An 18,790-nucleotide genomic window follows, 5' to 3' on the forward strand; every position below is an offset into this window, starting at 1 on the left:
ATGCTGCGGGGGCGGTCGGTGACGCTGCGGCCGGTGACGGACGCGGACGTGCCCGCCCTCGCGGCGATCCGGGCCACCCCGGAGGTCCGCCGCTGGTGGCGCGGCGGTGACGACCTCGTCGCCGCCGTCCGCGCCGACCTGGCCGACGACGACGTGACGGTGTACGCGGTCGAGCACGACGGCCGGGTGGTCGGCGCGATCCAGTGGTACGCCGAACCCGACCCCGACTACCGCCACGCCGGCCTGGACATCTTCCTCGACCCGGCGGTACGCGGCACCGGGCTGGGCGGGGACGCCATCCGCACGCTGGCCCGGCACCTGGTCGACGCGCACGGCCACCACCGGCTCACCATCGACCCGGCGGCGGCGAACACCGCCGCGATCCGCGCGTACGCCAAGGTGGGCTTCCGCCCGGTCGGCATCATGCGCCGCTACGAGCGCGCCGAGGACGGCACCTGGCACGACGCCCTGCTGATGGATCTGCTCGCCGACGACCTGGTCGGCTGACGGTCGGGGCCACCGCCTCGCGGCCCCGACCGCACGCCGGATTCCGGTCAGTCGGGCGGTGGCCGGTCCGGACGCCGGTCCCGCCCCGCCGGCCGGTCCGGACGGCGGTCCCGCCCCGTCGGCCGGCTTCGACAGCCATGGTGGGGGCGGCCAGGGCGGATCGGCCGGGAACCCGGAGCCACCCGGGCCGGCGGGCAGGGTGCGCCGCCAGCGACGGTGCCACCGCCACGGCCAGCACCAGGGCCGGAGGCACCACCACGTTGCGCCAGCATCGTCGCCACAACGAGACGTGCTGGCTGTACATCGTCCGCCGCACGTACGGGTCGGGGTCGCCGCTCGCGCTCACCCGCTCCCAGTGGCGGGCCACCCGGACCAACGTGAGCTGCACCAGGTCCTCGGCCTGGTGCCGGTCGCCGGTCAGCAGCCACGCCGCCCGGGACAGCGCCGAGATCCGCCCGGACACGTACGCCCGGAACGACTCCTCAGGGTCCACACCCACCTCCACCCGGGAACACGCCCGGCGCCCGGCGCCCGCCCCCCCGGGTGGGTACGCCGGCCAGTTTCTCAATCCGTGCGGATCGTGGGCAGGGACTGTCGGGGTTCTGGCGGTGAGGGTGCCGCAGGGCGGTCAGACTCGACCGGTGTCGCCGTCCATTCCCTCCGACCGGGCCGACGCCCTCGACTGGCTGGCGTTCGAGCAGTCCGGCGTGCTGCGGACCACCCAGGCGACCCGGCTGCTCACCGAGGGCGTGGTACGCGGGATGGTCCGGTCGGGACGCTGGCGGTCCATCTGCCGGGGCGTCCTGCTCACCGGAAACGGCCGGCTGACGCGGGACCAGCAGTTGTGGGTGGCCGTGCTCGCCGCCGGCCCGGACGCGGTGCTGGCCGGCGCGACCGCCGCCACCGAGGCCGGCGTACGGGGGCTGCGCCAGGATCCGCTGCACGTGCTGGTGCCTGCGGCGCGCCGGGCCGCCCGGACGGTGCTGCGCCGGATGCCGATCGACATGGCACCCGTCATCCTGCACCGCACGTCGGTGCTGCCCGGCGCGCATCTGCAACTGGCCCGCCCCACCCGCACCACCACGGCCCGCGCACTGGTGGACGCCGCCGGCTGGGCGCGCGACGTCGACGAGGCGCAGTCGACGCTGGCCGCCGGCTGCCAACAGCGCCGGGTCACCCCGGAGGAGATCCGGGCGGTGGTCGACGCGCTGCCCCGCGCACCGCGTCGACAACTGATCCGGCAGACCCTCGCCGACATCGCCGGTGGGGCGGAGGCGCTGTCGGAGATCGACTTCGTCCGGCTGTGCCGCCGGCACGGCCTTCCCCGGCCGGAGCTGCAACATCGTCGCGCCGAGGCCGCCGGACGGGTCCGCTGGCTGGACGCGTACTGGCGGGAATGGGGGCTGCACGTCGAATATCGACGGGTCGCACCACATGGACGTCCGCCACTGGGCGGCGGACATGGCGCGGCAGAACGACGTCTGGGCGTCCGGCGACCGGATCCTGCGCTTCCCGGCGTGGCTGGTCCGCGCCCGCCCCGACGAGGTCGCCGCCACCCTGCACCGCGCCCTGACCGCCGCCGGCTGGCATGCGCAGAGATGGATCTTGGACAGTTGCCGTCCGGTGTGCACGGCAACTGTCCAAGATCTCGGCGAGTCAGTGTCCGGCGACCGTGCCGGGGGCGCCGTTGAGGGTGAAGGCGTGGGCTTGGGGTTCGAGCCGGTGTGGGTGGCCCGCCTTGCAGGAGCCGGCGGCGGGCGGGTCCGCGGTGGTCACGGTGACCGGCGCGGAGGCCGCGGAGACGTTGCCGGCCGCGTCCACCGCGACCACCCGGAAGGTGTACGTCGTGGCGACAGCCCGAAGCGTCCACAGCCTCGTCCGCGTTACATCGACACGCCGCAAACGGGCCCGCCATCTGACCGGATTCCCGGATCGCCTCCGTCGCGGCGCCCCCGCTCAGGCCGATCGCCCGATGTGGCACCGCGATGCCGGGTATGGGATCATGTGCCGTCCCCTCTACCGATCTCGGAGGAATCCTCATGCCCCAGCGTCGGTACGTGGCGCGCGCGGCCCTCACCGCGGCCGCCACCACGGCCTGCCTCGCCTTTGCCGCCCCGGCCTGGGCGAGCGCCGCTCTTCAGGCTGCCCCCGGTGGCCACAACCCGAATGGCGACAACGGCACGGTCAAGATCGACGGCGCTCCGTTCAGTGACAGGGTCGACAACCAGCCGCACGTCACCTGCGAGTTCGAGCTGGAGTTCTTCAACTTCGATCAGGGACAGCGGGCCGACATCACCCTGTGGTCGCAGCCGCCGTCCAGCCAGCCGAAGGACAAGGTCGTCTGGTCGGTCAAGAACCACCTGATCAGCGACGACCCGGCCAGCGGCGCGGAGAACGACCACGACGAGGTCATCAGGATCTCCGCCAAGGACCTCGACCTGGCCGGCCTGGAGATCAACGCGAAGCAGGGCTACCACATCAAGCTGGACGTGGACCTGACCGACGGCAAGTCTTCCGACGCCAAGCACAAGGTCTTCTGGCTCCAGCCGTGCACCTCCTCGACCGAGTCGCCGACGCCGACCGAACCCGGCACCCCGACCAGCCCGGGCGAATCGACCAGCCCAGGCGAATCGACCAGCCCGGGCGCGCCCGGCGGCGGTAACGGTGGCGGCGAGGACGACGGCACCCTCCCGATCACCGGCGTGGCGGCGACCAGCACCGCGCTGGCCGGCCTGGCCCTGATCGGCGGCGGCGTGGCGCTGACGGTGCTGCGGCGCCGGCGCGACCGGATCACCTTCACCAGCTGACCCCTCCACAGCGGACAGCACCGGCCGTCGGACTCCCGTCCGGCGGCCGGTTCCGTCTCTGTGCCGTCCTCCCCCGCGCACGGCGGGTACCCGTTCGCCCACGGGCACCCGCGCGTGCCGCCGATTGGGCAACTCACGAGGATCCCGGCCGGGTCGAACCGTCCGGGTGCCCGGTCGACGTCGCCCGGAGATTCGTCACATTATCGATCAGCCTCGATGACTGAAAGACGTACCCCCTGGTCGTGGTCCTGGCCGGCGAACGGTGAGGTGCCCGCCGGCCGTACCCGGGGCGGGCCTCGTGTCCTGGCATACGAACGTACTGTTGCCGCCGCCCTCGGCCGCGCGGGACAGTACGCGACACCAGCGGTGCCATCGACGCCGCCGCTCCCCCGGTCGACCCTGAGGAGAACGCGATGGCTCTACGACTCGCCGACGGCACCGCCTGGTCCGACACCCTCGCCCGCGCGATGGCCGCCGCGCCGGAGGCCTTCGGGCCCGAGGCCGACGGCGTCACCACCCTGCACAACCTGGTCTCCGGGCAGTGGCGGGCGGTCGGGGCGCCCAGCGCCGTCCGCACCCCGGTCGACAACACCGTGCTGGTCAACCTGCCACGGCTGGACGCCGACACCGCGCGCGCCGCGGTCGCCCACGCCGCCACCGCGCACCGCGACTGGGCGGCGACCCCGCTCGCCGAGCGCAAGGCGCGGGTCGGCGAGGCGCTGGACGCCCTCACCGCGCACCGCGACCTGCTGGCCCTGCTGCTGGTCTGGGAGATCGGCAAGCCCTGGCGGCTCGCCTGCGCCGACGTCGACCGCGCGCTGGACGGCGTCCGCTGGTACGTCGACGAGATCGACCGGATGCTGGCCGGCGGCCGGGAGCCGCTACCCGGCCCGGTCAGCAACATCGCCTCCTGGAACTACCCGATGAGCGTGCTGGTCCACGCGGAGCTGGTACAGCTGCTCGCCGGCAACGCGGTCATCGCCAAGACCCCGTCGCAGGGCGGCGCGGTCTGCCTGACCGTGGCGCACGCCCTGATGCGCCGCGCCGGGCTTCCCGCCACCCTGCTCTCCGGCAGCGGCGAGGAGCTCTCCGAGGTGCTCGTCCGGGCGCCCGAGATCGGCGCGGTGGCCTTCGTCGGCGGACGGTCCAACGGCGGCAAGGTGGCCGCCGCGCTGCTCGACACCGACAAGCGGCACTTCATCGAGCAGGAGGGCCTCAACGCCTGGGGCGTCTGGAACTTCTCCCGGTGGGACCTGCTCGCCGCGCACCTGAAGAAGGGCTTCGAGTACGGCAAGCAGCGCTGCACCGCGTACCCGCGCTTCGTGGTCCAGCGCGACCTGGTCGACGAGTTCCTCGACATGTACCTGCCGGTGGTCCACTCGATCCGGTTCGGCCATCCACTCGCGGTGGACGAGACCTGGCGGGCCGGCGACCCGCTGCCCGAGCTGGACTTCGGCCCGCTGATCAGCGCCGCCAAGGCCGACGAGCTGCGCCGCAAGGTCGACGAGGCGGTACGCGGCGGCGCCGTGCCGCTGCACCGCGGCAAGCTCGACCGGGCGCCCTTCCTCGACGGTCAGGACACCTCGGCGTACGTGGCGCCGGCCGTGCTGCTCGCCCCGCCCGGCCGGTCCCGGCTGATGCACGCCGAGCCGTTCGGCCCGGTCGACACCATCGTCGTGGTGGACACCACCGACGAGCTGCTGGCCGCGATGAACGCCTCCAACGGCGCGCTGGTGGCCTCGCTGGCCTGCGACGACGAGGAGCTGGCCGGCAAGCTCGCGGTGGACCTGCAGGCGTTCAAGGTGGGCATCAACAAGCCGCGTTCCCGGGGCGACCGGGAGGAGCCGTTCGGCGGCCGGGGCGCCTCCTGGAAGGGCGCCTTCGTCGGCGGGGACCTGCTCGTGCAGGCGGTCACCCAGGGCGGCGACGGCCGGCTCTACGGCAACTTCCAAGACTGGACGTCCCTACCGCCGAATCTCTAGCTCGCCCCTACGTCGGCGGCTCGCCGAGATCGCGGCCGAGGAGGCTTCCTAGCCCGCGTCCTCGGCGAGGTGGGGCCGATGCTCCCGTATCCACGCCTCGACGTCGGCGATGCGCCAGACCGCGCCCATGCCGAGGACGTCGTACGGCTCGGGGAAGTCCGGCCGCGCCATGATCTCCGCCGCGCGCTGCCTGCTCACGCCGAGTCGGCGGGCGATCTCGCCCCGTCCGTACAGGTGCCTCGGCATGGGCGCAGGTTAGCCACGCCATGCCCGGTCAAACTGCACCCTGTCAAGCCGCACCCTGCACCTTGACAAGTGACGCGTCAGTCGCGAGCATCGACCTATGCGTCTACGCCGAGCAACGGAGCCGATACCGTCCGATCTCGTCCACCGTCGCCGCCGCTGGTCCCGGCGCTGTGTCTGCGGCCTGCGCTGGCGGGCCTGCCCGGACCGGCACCGGACGCCGGAGCCAGCCGAGCCAGCGCCGCCGCGCCCGGCGTGGGTCGATGCGCCGACGGTCGCGTACCCGCAGCCCGGCCGCGCGGGGTGGTTGACGCCCGCCCAGGCGTACCGGGCCAACGCGGGGCGGCGCTGGTGAGCGCCCACCGGCCGCTACGCCCGGCATGGAACTGTGAGGCGTGTAAACAGCCCTACCCCTGTCCGGACGCGCGTGCCAGCCTCGCGGCCGGCGACCCCTGGGCGGCGACGACCTACCTCGCGGGCCTGTTCGTGACCGCCGTGAACGACCTCCCGATGGTGCCGGTGGTCGACCTCTACGCGCGGTTCCTGCTCGCCGTGCCCGTGCGGGGGTCGAGAGGCGACCGCAGACGGACCGGGACGGCCCGGCCCTAGACGAGTGATGCGGGGAGCTATCTGCCCGTTCACTGGTCGTAGGCGATCAGGCTGCGGGTCACCGGTTGTCCGGTCTTGTGGTTGTGCCAGATTGCGGCCGCCATGGCCAGCAGACGTTGCCCAACCCGGACAGCGATGCCGGCGAAGGTACGCCCGCCGTGCATCTCCAGATCGAGCTGGCCCTTGAGCGTGTCGTTGACCGACTCGATCAGCTGCCGGATCGCCTTGAGCAGTGCCTGCCCTGCCCGGGGCTGTTCCTTCTTGCGCGCCGGGCGCAGCAGCGTGGCCCCGCGTTCGGCCAGGTCGGTCTCGAACCGTTTTGGAGGCGAAGCCCTTGTCGGTGATCAGCAGTAGGCCGGGCGGCCGCCCGCGCCGTCCCGTCTCCGGGCCCGGCACGGCCGTCGTCTCAGCCCGCCCGGTCCCCGCGGGCGGTCGCGTCCGCCTGCCTCGGCAGGGCGAGCCGCCCCGTGCCCTCCCCGCAGGCGGCCAGCGGCACCGTGACGGTGAGCAGCGAGCCGTCCCGCTCGACCGGCGCCGGCCGCCCGAGCCGGCGTACGGTGCGCAGCATCGGGCTGTTCTCCGCCTGCACATGCAGCAGCACGGCCGCGTACCCGGACCGGTCGGCGTGCCCGAGCAGCCGGCGGAGCAGCGCCGACCCGAGGCCGCGCCGCTGCCAGTCGTCCCGCACCAGCAGGGCCGCCTCGGCCTCGTCGCCCTCACCGAGCAGGTTGGCCATCGCGACGACCGGCTCCGCCGCCCCGCCGGTCGTCGCCACCAGCGTGGTCCCCCGGCTCGGCTCCAGCAGGCGAAGCATCCGGGCCGGCGCCGGCAACGCCCCGCCCCCGAAGTACCGCCGCTGCCGGCTGCGCGCCGAGCACGCCTCGTGCAGGTCGACCACGCCGGCCAGGTCGTCGGCGGTGGCCGGACGGACCACCAGCTCCGCGCCGTCGGACAGCACCAGGGTCACCCGGTCGGCCTCCCGGCGGGCCACGGTGGCCGCCAGCTCGACCAGCGCCTGCGCCCGGGCGTACTCGGCCGGGGTGAAGCTGGGCGCCCGCCGGCGCAGCTCGTACGACCCGCCGGCCGGATCGGCCAGCAGCATCCTCGCCGCGCCGACGCCGCCGTGCGGGCCGGCCGGCGCCGGTCGCCAGCTCACCTCGTCCGCGCCGAGCATGGCGCGTAACACCTCCCCGGTCGCGTCCGGGTCCCGCACCAGCCGGGTGGCCAGCCCCAGCACCCGGGTCGGCTGGTCGACCAGGCCGCGCGCCCCGCTGCGCGCCACCCAGCAGTCCCGCCCCCGGCCCCGCTCCACGGCGGCGACCAGGTCCGCCTCGCCCAACGCGTCCGGCGCGTCGACGAGGAAGTCGTCGACCGCTCCCGCCTCGGTGGTGTGCACCTGCACGGTGAGGATGTTGACCCCCCGCAACGCGAGACTCGCCGTGAGCACCGACAGGTAGCCCGGTCGGTCGTCCACGGTGGCTCGAATCCGCCACAGCGCCATGTCCGCTCCCTTCCCCGTTACGACAGTGCCGGGCGGCTGTTGCCACGCCGTTGCCCGGCGGTGACGCATCGGGAACCGTTGCCCGTGCTCACGTGACGCCGGTCACGGGCGGCACGCCGACCAGGTCGAGCCGGTCGCCGAGGATCACCGCGCTGGCCCGGACCAGCTGGGCCAGCCGATCCACCTCGGTGGCGTGGAACGCGGCCGCGGTGAGCGGCTCGGTGTGCTCGCGCGCGACCACCAGCACCAGGCCGGCCCGGCCGAACGGCGCGATCGCGTAGTGGCTGCCGTCCGCGCCGGCCAGGGCCCGTGCCCGCAGCGGGGTCACCTCGGGCAGCACCGGCGGCTCGGGCGCCCGCCAGCTGGCGTGCCCCACGGTCGCCGTCCCCCCGCCGGTACGCGAGGCCCAGTCCACCGGCACCACCGCGGCCACCGCCCAGTCGGCGGCGAGGAGCCCGGGCACCGCGTCGACCAGGGTGGCCACCCCGTCGGCGGGGTTCGCGGCGATCTGGGCCAGCAGCTCAGCGTCCTGACCGGTGGTGATCGGGGCGCCGATCGCCCGCCAGACGCCGTCCACGCGTACCCCGGGGATGGCAGCCAGGCCCGCCATCATCCGCTCCACCCGGGCGGCGCCCGGCCAGACCACGGTGAAGTCGTCCACGGCCCGCCCACCGAGCCGTTCCAGGACGACCACCTGGACGATGTCGGCGCCGGAGACGCCAAGCGTGCGGGCCACCTGGCCGAGCGTGCCGGGGCGGTCCGGCAGGGTCACCCGAACTCTCAGCAGCATGTCTGTCCCTCCGCTCGGCGAACCGACCGTGGCGGCCGGCAGGCTGGACACCAGCCTGCCGGTTGACCATTTCGTCCCTGTTGCGGGGGCATGTCCCGCACGCAAATCCGACCTTGACAACAAAGCTGAGCTGCCATCAACTATTCGGATGACCGATCCGGCCGTCGACGCGCTCCGGCCAGGGAGTTCTCCCGGCTCCCCCGCCGCTTCCGCCGCCGCCGGCCCCGGTGCGCCCGCCACCTCCGCCGCCGACGGATCGCCCCGGGGTCTGGACCTCGACCGGCTCGCCGGCTACCTGGCCGCCCATCGGCCCGAGCTGGCCAACGCGCCACTGGCGGCCACCCTGATCGCCGGGGGCAAGTCCAACCTGACCTACCTGCTGCGCTCGGGCGAGCGGGAGCTGGTGCTGCGCCGGCCCCCGCTCGGGCACGTGCTGGCCACCGCGCACGACATGGCCCGCGAGTTCCGGGTGATCTCCGCCCTCGCGCCCACCGACGTGCCGGTCCCCGCGGCGCTGCTGCTCTGCGACGACACCGACGTGATCGGCGCACCCTTCTACCTGATGGAGCGGGTCCGCGGCGAGGTGTTCCGCACCCGCGCCCAGACCGACCCGCTCCGCCCGGAGCAGCGGCGCGAGCTGGCCCTGGCGATGATGGACACCCTCGCCGCCCTGCACGCCGTCGACCCGGCCGGGGTCGGGCTGGCCGACTTCGGCCGCCCCGAGGGCTACCTCGGCCGGCAGGTACGCCGTTGGGCCGGCCAGCTCGACCGTTCCCGCAGCCGTCCGCTGCCCGGCATCGACGAGCTGCGCGACCTGCTCGCCGAGGCCGTTCCGGAGGGCGCCAACACCGGGCAGATCGTGCACGGCGACTACCGGCTGGACAACCTCCTCGCCACCGTCGACCCGGTGTCGGTCCGCGCCGTGCTCGACTGGGAGATGGCCACCCTCGGCGACCCGCTGGCCGACCTCGGCCTGCTGCTGACCTACTGGGACGTGCTCGGCGACAGCGACCTCGCCACCGGCAACCCGGTCGCCGACGGCCTCGGCCCGCGCGCGGGGTTCCCCACCGGCGCCGAGCTGATCGAGCGGTACGCCGGCCGCAGCGACGTCGACGTCGGGCCGCTGCACTGGCACGTCGCGCTCGGCTGCTTCAAGCTCGCGGTGATCTGCGAGGGCATCCACTACCGGCACACCCTCGGCCAGACACTCGGCCCCGGCTTCGACCGGATCGGCGACATGGTGACACCCCTGGTCGCGCACGGCCTGCGCGCGGTCAGGGGGGAGTGATCGACTTCGGGTTCGACGCAGCAAAGGGGGTGCGGGGGGTCAGGCGGAGGCGCGGTGGATGAGGTGGGTGTCGAGGAGGAGGTGGGGGGCGGGGAGGTCGTCGCCGCGGATGCGGGCGACCAGCAGCCGGGCCATCTGGCGGCCCATCTCCTCCACCGGTTGGAAGACGGTGGTCAGCGGCGGGTCGGCCTGACGGGCGATCGGGGCGTCGTCGAAGCCGATGACCGCGACGTCCTCGGGCACCCGGCGTCCCGCCTCCCGCAGGGTACGCAGCGCGCCGAACGCCATCAGGTCGGAGGCAACGAACACCGCGTCCAGGTCCGGGCAGACCTCCAGCAGCCGGCGCATCCCGGCCGCGCCGCTGCCCTCGCTGAAGTCGCCATACGCGATCATGCGGGGGTCGACCTCGGCGCCGACGGCCCGGACGGCGTCCCGGTAGCCGGCCAGGCGGGCCAGGCCGGCGCCCATGTCCTGCGGGCCGGCGATGGTGGCGATCCGCCGTCGGCCCCGGTGGGCCAGGTGCTCCACCGCCTGCCGCGCGCCGCCGACGTTGTCCACGTCGACGAACCAGGACGGCCGCACGCCGGGCTGGAGCATCCGCGCCGGCCGGCCGCCGAGCACGGTGGGCAGGTCCCGCTCCTCCAGCAGCGTGGGCAGCGGGTCGGAGTCGTGCAGCGACAGCAGCAGCACCCCGTCCACATGCTGGTTGGTCAGGTGGTGCTCGACGCGTTCCCGCTCGATCGGGGACTGCACCATGGCGAGCCAGAGCTGCAGCGACGTCTCCAGCAGGCCGGAGCTGACGCCCCGGACGATGCCGGCGAAGAACGGCTCCGTGAAGACCCGGTCCCCGGACTCGGAGACCACCAGGGCCACCGAGTCGGTCCGCTGGGTGACCAGCGCCCGGGCGGCGCGGTTCGGGACGTACCCCAGCTCGGCGATGGCCTGCTGGACCGCGGCCCGGGCCTCCGGGCTGACCTGGGGTGAGCCGTTGACGACCCGGGAGACCGTGCCGCGCCCGACGCCCGCGCGGGCGGCGACCGCGTCGAGGGTCGGGCGCCCGAGCGACCGGGTGCGCTGCGTTGTCATCGTCTGCTCCTCCGACGTCGGGCGGGCCCGCGCCGCCGAAGGGGAGCGGGCGGGCGCGGAGCCGCCCGGAATAACCGGCTGGCCTTCGCCTATTGTGCGGCCAGACCGTTGCGTCGGATCACCTCGGCGTACCACCTGGCGCTGGACTTGGGAATACGGGCCTGGGTGTCGTAGTCGACCCGGACCATCCCGAACCGCTTGGTGTAGCCCCAGGCCCATTCGAAATTATCCATCAGCGACCAGGCGAAGTAGCCCAGCAGGGGCACCCCGGCGCTGATCGCCTCGTGCGCCGCCCGCAGGTGGGCGTCGAAGTACGCCAGCCGGTCGACGTCGTCGACCTGCCCGCCGACCACCGCGTCGACGAAGGCGGAGCCGTTCTCGGTGACGTAGAGCGGCAGGTCGCTGTACTCCTCGTGGACCCGCCGCAACGTCTCCACCAGGCCGGGGGCGTCGATCTCCCAGTCCATGTCGGTGACCGGCACGCCCCGGGAGACGAACCGGACGTCCTCGCTGCCCGGCCAGCACGACGGCGCCCGCCAGTACGGCTCCGGCTCGGCGCCCTCGACCGGGGCGGCGACCACATGCCGGCTGTAGTAGTTGACGCCGACCAGGTCCAGCGGGGTGGAGACGACCGCCAGGTCGCCGTCGCGCACGTGCCCGAAGTCGGTGACCTGCCGCAGGTCGGCGGCGAGGTCGGTCGGGTACGACCCGCGCAGCAACGGGTCGAGGAAGAACCGGTTGGCCAGCGCGTCGATGCGCCGGGCCGCGTCGACGTCGGCGGGCGCGTCGGTGGCCGGGGTGACCGGGTAAAGGTTGACAGTGACGCCCAGCTGGGCCTGCGGCCGGGACGCCCGCAACGCCTGCACCGCCAGCCCGTGGCCGAGCATCAGGTGGTGCCCGGCGCGCACGGCCTCCGCCCCGTCGGAGCGCCCGGGCGCGTGCACGCCCGAGCCGTAGCCGAGGAACGCCGAGCACCAGGGCTCGTTCAGCGTCGTCCAATACCGCACCCGGTCGCCGAGGGCGTCCGCGACGAGCTGGGCGTAGTCGGCGAACCGGGCGGCGGTGTCCCGGGCCGGCCAGCCGCCGGCGTCCTCCAGCGGCTGGGGCAGGTCCCAGTGGTAGAGGGTCAGCCACGGCTCGATCCCGTGCCCGAGCAGCTCATCGACGAGCCGCCGGTAGAAGTCCAGGCCCTCAGGGTTGGCCGGGCCCGAACCGCCCGGCTGCACCCGCGGCCAGGACACCGAGAACCGGTAGGACTTCAGGCCCAGCTCGGCCATCAGCCGGACGTCCGACGGCATCCGGTGGTAGTGGTCGCAGGCCACGTCGCCGGTGTGCCCGGCGACCACCCGACCTTCGGTGTGGCTGAACGTGTCCCAGACCGACGGGGTCCGGCCACCCTCGGTGGCCGCCCCCTCGATCTGGTACGCGGCGGTCGCCGCGCCCCACAGGAAGCCGGGCGGGAAGGTCAGTTCCGGCCCCTGGTCGAGTACGCCGACGGCGGGCGGATGGTCTGGGTTGCTCACGACTTGACGGCACCTTCCATGATCCCGCCAATGATCTGGCGGCCGAACAGGGCGAACACGAGCACCAACGGGACGGTACCGATGGCGGTCGCGGCGAACACCTGCGAGTAGTCGGTGTAGTAGGCGTACGAGAGGAATGCCAGCGACACCTGCAGGGTCGGATTCTCCGGGGTGAGCACGGCGTACGGCCACAGGTAGGAGTTCCAGGTCTCCATGAAGGTGAGCAGGCCGAGCACGGCCGCCGCCGGGCGCAGGGCGGGCAGCACGATGTTCCAGAAGATCCGGAAGGTGCTGGCCCCGTCGACCCGGCTGGCCTCGATCAGCTCGTCGGAGATGGCCTGGGTGGCGTACTGGCGCATCATGAACACGCCGAAGGCGCTGACCAGGAAGGGCACGGTCACCGCGTAGAGGGTGTCGTACCAGCCGAGGTCCTGGATCATGCCCCAGAGCGGGATGAGGCCCAGCTGGGTGGGGATCATCATGGTCACGATGATCGACAGCAGCAGGACGTTGCGGCCCCGGAAGCGCAGCTTGGCAAAGGCGAAGCCGGCCAGCGACCCGGTGATCACCACCGAGACGGTCACCATGCCGGCCACGATCACCGAGTTGAGCAGTCCGGTGAGGAAGTTCGCCGCGTCGTTGTCGAGCGCCCGGCCGACGTTGTCGCCGAACGCGCCGCCCGGGGTGACCGGCGGCGGCACGTCGTTGATCGAGTCCAGGCTGCGGGTGGCGATGACGATCATGTAGTAGAAGGGGTAGATCGAGAAGAGCACCGCGAGCACGAGGGCGACGTACATCAGCGGGCTGGTGCGCCAGAGGCGCTGGGAGGCGGAGTTCATCCGGTCGCTCCTCACTTGACCGTACGGCGGACGAGCAGGAAGTTGACCAGCGACACCAGGGCGATCATCACGAACATCGCCCAGGCCACGGCGGCGCCGTACCCGGCGGTGTTGAGGTTCTCGATACCCAGCTCGTACATGTACATGGCCAGGGTCTGGAACTCGCGCTGGTCGCCGCCGATGATGTTGCCGTTGGCAAAGACGAGCGGCTCGGTGAAGAGCTGGAGCCCGCCGATGGTGGAAAGGGTGACCACGAAGACGAAGGTCGGGGTGAGCATCGGCAGGGTGATCCGCCAGAACTGCTTCCACTGGTTGGCGCCGTCGATCGCCGCCGCCTCGTAGAGGTCCTTCGGGATGGCCTGCATGCCGGCCAGCAGGATGAGGGTGTTGTAGCCGGTCCACCGCCAGTTGACCATGGAGGCGATGGCGGTCCACGAGCTCCACTTCTGGGCGTCCCAGTCGACCGCGTCGATCCCGACCAGGCCGAGCAGCCAGTTGATCAGGCCGAAGTCGCGCTGGAAGAGCATGCCGAAGACGATCGCCACGGCGGCGACCGAGACCACGTTCGGCATGAAGATGGCCATCCGGAAGAAGGTCCGGGCCCGCAGGAACGTGCGGTTGAGCAGCGTCGCCAGGAAGAGCGCGAGCAGCAGCTGCGGGATCGTCGAGAGCAGGAAGATCCCGAAGGTGTTGACCGTGGCGTTCCAGAAGTACTCGTCGGTGAAGAGCCGGGTGTAGTTGTCCAGCCCGATGAAGCTGTGCGCGCCGATCAGGTTCCAGTCGTGCAGCGACATCCACGCGGTGCGCAGCATCGGGTAGAACCCGAAGATGCCGAAGATCACGAAGAACGGGGCGATGTAGAGGTACGGGGAGAGCTTGAGGTCGAGGCGGTTGAGCGACAGCGCCCGGCTGCGGCGCCGGGTAAGTGGGGGTGGCGACGCCGGGGGTGACGGCGGCGCGGTCGTGGCCGACAGGCTCATGCGGTGTCCTTTCCCGGCGCCGGCGGGGCCGGTGAGGCGGGCGGTACGCGGAACGGGACGCGGCCGGTGGCGCCCGGGAGGCCCGGACGCCACCGCCGTGGTGGGTCAGTGATCAGAAGGCGCCCTGGGTCTTGGCGTCCTTGGCGAACTGCTCCCAGGCCTTGTCCTTGGTCGACTGCCCGTTCTCGTACGACCGCAGCGCCGGCTCGAAGGCGTTCTCCTTCACGGCCTGGTGCTTCGGACCGAGGTGCAACGGCTGGATCTTGGCGACGCTGTCACCGAAGATCTTGCCGGTCGGGGCGTTGTTGAAGTACTCGTTGGTGTAGGCGAGGAACTCCGGGTTCTTCAGCGCCTCCAGGTTGGTCGGCAGCGGGCCCTTGAGCTTGAACGCCGCCACCTGGCTCTGCGCGTTGGTCAGGTACTCGGCGAGCTTCGCCGCCTCCTTGGGGTACTTGCCCTGGGTCGGCACCGACAGCCAGGAGCCGCCCCAGTTGCCCGCGCCGCCGGGGACCGGCGCCACGTCCCACTTGCCCTTGTTCTCCGGGCCGGAGTTGTCCGCGACGATGCCGAGCATCCAGGACGGGCAGAAGGTCGCGGCGAAGGTGCCCTGCTTGAAGCCGGCCGACCACTCCGGCGACCAGGTGGCCGTCTCGGCGGTGATGTTGGCGTCGGCCATCGCGATCGCGGTGTCCCAGGACGTCTTCACCGCCGCGCTGCTGTCGGCGACGACGTTGTCGTCGGAGTCGTAGAACAGGTCGCCGCCCTGCTGGAACATCGCCGCGCTGGCCGCGGTGGTGACCGAGTCGAGCATGCCCTTGCCGGTCGCGGCCCGGTACTTCTTGCCGGTCTCGATGAAGGCGTTCCAGTCCGGCCAGAGCGCCGCGACCTGGTCCCGCTCGACGGGCAGCTGGGCGGCCTGGAAGAGGTCCCGCCGGTAGCAGACGGCGAGGCTGCCGACGTCGGTGGGCAGGCCGATCAGCCGGCCGTCCGGCGCCTTGCCCAGCTCGTACTTCCAGGGCAGGTAGTCCTTGCTGTGGTCGCTCACCAGCGGACCGAGGTCGGCCCAGTTCGCCGGGTTGGCCTTGAACTCGTTGAGGATGCCCTCTTCCAGGGCGATCACGTCGGCCGCGCCCTTGCCGGTGGCCAGCGCCCGGACGATCTTCGGCCGGTACTCGTTGAGCTGGGCGGTCTTGCGTAGCTCGACCTTGATGCTGGTGTCCTTCTCGTACTGCTTGATGATCTCGTCGTAGCCGAATTCGCCGAAGGTGTCCACGACCAGCTTGGCGGGCTTCCCGCCGGACGCCGTGGCGTCGTCGCCGTCCTTGCCGCAGGCCGCGAGACCGCCGATTGCGGTGACCGCGGCCAGGGCGGCGGCCGCGAGGCGGGTACGCCGCGTGGTGACGCTCATCCTGACCCCTCTTTCAGTGGTGAGGCTGGGTTTGGGTGTGGTGGGGGTGCTCTGCGCGCTTCCGCGCCGGCGCGGCGGAACCGGGCCGGCCAGGGTGTGCACGGTGACCCGCACACCCACTTGGGAACGCTCCCATGAGATTGCCGGGAGGTGTCAGGGGTGTCAATAGACCGATGGGAGCGTTCCCAGATCGTTACCGCCGGTGCCGTCCACCGCTCCCTAGGGGACGGAAGGAGATCAGCAGAGCCGACGCAGCAGCGTGCCGCCGGGCACCAGCACCCGCCGCCAGACCGGCGGGCGGATCCCCGCGAGGGACAACTTCAGCTGGAAGATCTGCCGCGGCATGCTGCCCCCTCCTCCCACCGCATAGGCTGCCGGCATGATCTGCCGAGCCTGCCGGGAGCGGCGGCACGACGACTGTCCCGGCCGGAAGTGGTGCGACTGCCAGCACCGTACCCCCGGACCCACCCCTCCGGTCACCGGTCCGGCCAGCGAATGAGCCTCGAAACCCCGATCCGCCGGATCTGGCCGACGCCGGTCACCCCACCCCTGGACGACGCCGAGCTGACCGCGCTCTACGGTCGCGCCGACCGCCCCCACCTGCGGGTCAACTTCGTGGCCAGCCTCGACGGCGCGGTGACCCTGGACGGCTACTCCGCCGGGCTCTCCGGTGCGCCGGACAAGCGGATCTTCGGGCTGCTCCGGATGCTCTGCGACGGCCTGCTGGTGGCCGCCGGCACCCTGCGGCACGAGGGCTACCGCGCGGTGCGGCTGAGCGAGCCGCGCCGGGCCTGGCGGCGCGCGCGGGGGCTGGCCGAGTACCCGACCCTGGTGGTCGTCTCCGGGGCGCTGGACCTCGACCCGGCGCAGGCCGCGTTCGCCGACGCGCCGGTGCGGCCGATCGTGCTGACCCACGCCGGCGCCGCGCCGCCCCCGGGGCTCACCGACGTCGCCGAGCTGATCCGCTGCGGCACCGACCGGGTGGACCTCGCCGCCGGCCTGACCGAGCTGCGCCGCCGCGGACTCGGCCAGGTGCTCTGCGAGGGCGGCCCGCACCTGTTCGGCGCGCTCACCGTCGCGGACCTGGTCGACGAGCTCTGCCTGACCGTCGCCCCGCTGCTCGCCGGTCCCGGCCCCGGCCGGATCACCGCCGGCGACGCCGCCACGCCCCGGGAGCTGCCACTGCGGCACGTGCTGGCCGCAGACGACGGCGTGCTGATGCTGCGCCACGCCCGCGACGCGGCCGAGCCGACGCCCGCCGGGGCCGCCCCGGCCGCGTAGCGACCCGCCGGGGCCGCGTACCCGAAACCCGCCGGGGCCGCGCCGGGCCGTCCCCGCCGGCCACGACGGGGGTACGCGGGCGGTCCGCCCCGGCCACGACGACGGGTGCGGGCACGCCGGTCGGCAAACCCGCACCCGTGACACGAGCCGTGCTCCCCGAGCGGCGGAGGAGGAATCCGCCGCCGGAGACTCAGGTTGTCAGTTGACGCTCACGGCCGACCAGGCGGCGGCGACCGTGTTGTACTCGACGCTGCCCGCGCCGTACAGGTCGTTGGCGGCCGACAGGGTCGCGGTGCGCGCCCCGGCGTAGGTGGTCCGCGAGGTCATGTAGGTGGTCAGCGCGCGGTACCAGATGGCGCCGGCCTTGGCGTTGCCGATGCCGGTCACGGTGCTGCCGTTGCAGGTCGGGCTGTTGCCGTACGAGGAGGAGCCGCTGCCGACCGCGAGCAGGTAGAAGAAGTGGTTCGCCACGCCGGAGGAGTAGTGCACGTCCAGCCGACCGACCCTGCTGGACCAGCAGTCCGCGGACGAGCCGTCCTTGGAGGGCTTGTCCATGTAGCGCAGCGGGACGCCGCTGCTGCGCAGCTTCTCGCCGATCAGATAGTCGCCCGGGTCCTTGCTGTTGGCGGCGTAGAACTCGACCAGCGTGCCGAAGATGTCGCTGGTGGCCTCGTTGAGGCCGCCGGACTCACCGCTGTAGCGCAGCCCGGCGGTGTTGCTGGTGAGGCCGTGGCTCATCTCGTGCCCGGCCACGTCCAGGGAGGTCAGCGGGTACCAGCCGGAGCCACCGTCGCCGTACGTCATGCAGAAGCAGGAGTCGCTCCAGAAGGCGTTGGCGTAGTTGGTGCTGTAGTGCACCCGGCTGTAGGCGCCGACGCCGTCGTTGCGGATGCCGTTGCGGCCGTGGACGTTCTTGTAGTAGTCCCAGGTCTGCTGAGCGCCGTAGGCGGCGTCCGCAGCGGCGGTCTGCCGGTTGGCCAGGGTGCCGTCGCCGAAGACGTTGGCGGCGTTGGTGACCAGGGTGCCGGTGCCGCTGGTGCCACCGTTGAGGTCGTAGGTCCGGTGGTTGCCGCGGGTGGCGTCGGCGAGCTGGTAGGTGCTGCCGGAGAGGGTGCTGCCCACGGTCACCGAGCCGGAGTGGAAGGTGTTGCCGGTGCCGTCGCGCTGCACGCCCTCCCACGAGTCGCGGACCGCACCGGTGGCGGCGTCGACCAGCACGTGCAGCTCGCTCGGGGTGCCGTCGGCGTAGGTGCCGCCGACGACCACCTCGTACGCCAGGGCGGTGCCGGCCTGGTCGGCGTCGTGCACCAGTTGGGCGCCGGAGACGGTGCGCCCGGTGGCGGTGGACGCAGCGAGCGCGAGCCGGCCGGCGGCGGCCTTGCTCAGCTTCGCCTTCGGGGCGCGCTGCGGGGCGGCGGCCAGGCTCTGGCTGGCGCCGCGCCAGGCGTTGCCCTTGCCGAGGTGCACCACGACGTCGCCGCCGAGCACCGGCAGGCCGTCGGAGTAGCGGTTGAGCCGGACGTGCTCGGTGCCGTCCGCGTCGGTGGCGATCTGGCGCAGGGTGAAGCTCTGGCCGTCCGCCGCGAGCCCGGCGCCGGAGTGGGCCTTGAGCTGGGCGACCGCCCGGGTGAACGCGTCACCGGAGACGCCGGGCGCCGCGGCGGCGGCGGTCGGCACCGTGGCGGCGCTGGCCAGGAGTGCGGCCGTGGCGAGGCCGCTCAGCAGGGTGATTCGACGCATAGGGTTCTGCCTCCACAGGGACAGCCGGGGGGTGCCGGCTGACGACGGCCCGGGCGGGGGTGTCTCCCGGGCCGGCCATGGAAAACCGCAGGGCACGGCCATGGCGACAGCCATCGAAAAATAAAGAACCCTCGATGACGTGCTGTGGCTATTTTGAACCCGGGCGACCCTTCTCTGTCACGCCTTGGGCGAAGTTTTTTCCCAGA

Annotated in this window: 17 protein-coding genes and 2 pseudogenes; 6 read left to right on the top strand and 13 right to left on the bottom strand. The window is 72.9% G+C overall.

Translation table 11 applies throughout. The annotated features are described in order from the left end of the window. Entirely contained in the window at positions 1–507 is a 507-nt protein-coding gene (locus ABZ807_RS12375; RefSeq protein WP_357155740.1) for a GNAT family protein, read from the top strand. Here the strand turns inward: ABZ807_RS12375 and ABZ807_RS12380 are convergent. Further along, on the bottom strand, positions 422–1,012 hold the full coding sequence (locus tag ABZ807_RS12380) for a sigma factor (protein WP_357155742.1): 591 nt from the start codon (positions 1,010–1,012) through the stop codon (positions 422–424). The two genes, ABZ807_RS12375 and ABZ807_RS12380, sit on opposite strands and share 86 nt — an antisense overlap. A gap of 136 nt (positions 1,013–1,148) precedes the next feature. On the opposite strand from ABZ807_RS12380, the gene ABZ807_RS12385 reads away from it, so the two are divergent. Next, the gene (locus ABZ807_RS12385) at positions 1,149–2,198 is read left to right on the top strand and encodes a hypothetical protein (RefSeq protein ID WP_357155744.1); all 1,050 of its coding nucleotides are present in this window, start codon (positions 1,149–1,151) and stop codon (positions 2,196–2,198) included. On the opposite strand, the gene ABZ807_RS12390 is transcribed toward ABZ807_RS12385, so the two are convergent. Then, the gene (locus ABZ807_RS12390; protein WP_357155746.1) at positions 2,164–2,337 is read right to left on the bottom strand and encodes a hypothetical protein; all 174 of its coding nucleotides are present in this window, start codon (positions 2,335–2,337) and stop codon (positions 2,164–2,166) included. The genes ABZ807_RS12385 and ABZ807_RS12390 overlap by 35 nt on opposite strands. A 209-nt stretch (positions 2,338–2,546) precedes the next feature. Between ABZ807_RS12390 and ABZ807_RS12395 the strand changes: the two genes are divergently transcribed. Together ABZ807_RS12395 and ABZ807_RS12400 are read left to right on the top strand one after the other, a co-directional pair. Then, positions 2,547–3,314, top strand: coding sequence for an LPXTG cell wall anchor domain-containing protein (locus ABZ807_RS12395; RefSeq protein ID WP_357155748.1), 768 nt, complete (start codon positions 2,547–2,549; stop codon positions 3,312–3,314). A 413-nt stretch (positions 3,315–3,727) separates the two neighbouring features. Then, positions 3,728–5,296 (top strand): aldehyde dehydrogenase family protein, encoded by a 1,569-nt coding sequence (locus ABZ807_RS12400; protein WP_357155750.1) that lies wholly within the window; start codon positions 3,728–3,730, stop codon positions 5,294–5,296. Between the two features lie 48 nt (positions 5,297–5,344). Here ABZ807_RS12400 and ABZ807_RS12405 read toward each other — a convergent pair whose 3' ends face one another. The 4 genes and pseudogenes from ABZ807_RS12405 to ABZ807_RS12420 form a co-directional block, all read right to left on the bottom strand. Further along, the gene (locus ABZ807_RS12405) at positions 5,345–5,542 is read right to left on the bottom strand and encodes a DNA-binding protein (RefSeq protein WP_357155752.1); all 198 of its coding nucleotides are present in this window, start codon (positions 5,540–5,542) and stop codon (positions 5,345–5,347) included. Positions 5,543–6,177: 635 nt separating this feature from the next. Next, positions 6,178–6,505 (bottom strand): annotated as a pseudogene (locus tag ABZ807_RS12410) (IS982 family transposase); the annotation flags it as partial. A gap of 49 nt (positions 6,506–6,554) precedes the next feature. Further along, positions 6,555–7,649, bottom strand: a complete 1,095-nt coding sequence (locus ABZ807_RS12415; RefSeq protein WP_357155754.1) for a GNAT family N-acetyltransferase — start codon at positions 7,647–7,649, stop codon at positions 6,555–6,557. A gap of 88 nt (positions 7,650–7,737) precedes the next feature. Continuing rightward, positions 7,738–8,439, bottom strand: a complete 702-nt coding sequence (locus ABZ807_RS12420) for an amino acid-binding protein (RefSeq protein ID WP_357155756.1) — start codon at positions 8,437–8,439, stop codon at positions 7,738–7,740. 148 nt (positions 8,440–8,587) lie between these two features. On the opposite strand from ABZ807_RS12420, the gene ABZ807_RS12425 reads away from it, so the two are divergent. Further along, positions 8,588–9,727 carry a phosphotransferase family protein gene (locus tag ABZ807_RS12425; protein ID WP_357155758.1) on the top strand — a complete coding sequence of 380 codons (1,140 nt, stop codon included), beginning with the start codon at positions 8,588–8,590 and terminating at the stop codon, positions 9,725–9,727. 39 nt (positions 9,728–9,766) lie between these two features. Here ABZ807_RS12425 and ABZ807_RS12430 read toward each other — a convergent pair whose 3' ends face one another. From ABZ807_RS12430 to ABZ807_RS12455, 6 genes and pseudogenes are all read right to left on the bottom strand, one after another. Continuing rightward, a complete protein-coding gene (locus tag ABZ807_RS12430; RefSeq protein ID WP_357155760.1) occupies positions 9,767–10,813 on the bottom strand; it encodes a LacI family DNA-binding transcriptional regulator in 1,047 nt (348 codons plus the stop codon). A gap of 89 nt (positions 10,814–10,902) precedes the next feature. After that, positions 10,903–12,336, bottom strand: coding sequence for a GH1 family beta-glucosidase (locus ABZ807_RS12435; RefSeq protein ID WP_357155762.1), 1,434 nt, complete (start codon positions 12,334–12,336; stop codon positions 10,903–10,905). Next, positions 12,333–13,175: a carbohydrate ABC transporter permease gene (locus ABZ807_RS12440; protein WP_357155764.1), complete on the bottom strand. Its 843-nt coding sequence runs from the start codon at positions 13,173–13,175 to the stop codon at positions 12,333–12,335. The genes ABZ807_RS12435 and ABZ807_RS12440 overlap by 4 nt, the downstream gene beginning before the upstream one ends. A gap of 11 nt (positions 13,176–13,186) precedes the next feature. Further along, positions 13,187–14,155, bottom strand: a complete 969-nt coding sequence (locus tag ABZ807_RS12445; protein WP_357155766.1) for a sugar ABC transporter permease — start codon at positions 14,153–14,155, stop codon at positions 13,187–13,189. A gap of 112 nt (positions 14,156–14,267) precedes the next feature. Then, positions 14,268–15,563, bottom strand: a complete 1,296-nt coding sequence (locus ABZ807_RS12450) for an extracellular solute-binding protein (RefSeq protein WP_357155769.1) — start codon at positions 15,561–15,563, stop codon at positions 14,268–14,270. A gap of 261 nt (positions 15,564–15,824) precedes the next feature. After that, positions 15,825–15,908 (bottom strand): annotated as a pseudogene (locus ABZ807_RS12455) (plasmid pRiA4b ORF-3 family protein); the annotation flags it as partial. Between the two features lie 150 nt (positions 15,909–16,058). On the opposite strand from ABZ807_RS12455, the gene ABZ807_RS12460 reads away from it, so the two are divergent. After that, positions 16,059–16,844, top strand: a complete 786-nt coding sequence (locus tag ABZ807_RS12460; protein ID WP_357155771.1) for a pyrimidine reductase family protein — start codon at positions 16,059–16,061, stop codon at positions 16,842–16,844. 198 nt (positions 16,845–17,042) lie between these two features. On the opposite strand, the gene ABZ807_RS12465 is transcribed toward ABZ807_RS12460, so the two are convergent. Then, positions 17,043–18,584, bottom strand: coding sequence for a M4 family metallopeptidase (locus ABZ807_RS12465; protein ID WP_357155773.1), 1,542 nt, complete (start codon positions 18,582–18,584; stop codon positions 17,043–17,045). Positions 18,585–18,790 lie beyond the last annotated feature (206 nt).

The organism is Micromonospora sp. NPDC047548 (assembly GCF_040642975.1).
Classification (GTDB): Bacteria; Actinomycetota; Actinomycetes; order Mycobacteriales; family Micromonosporaceae; genus Micromonospora.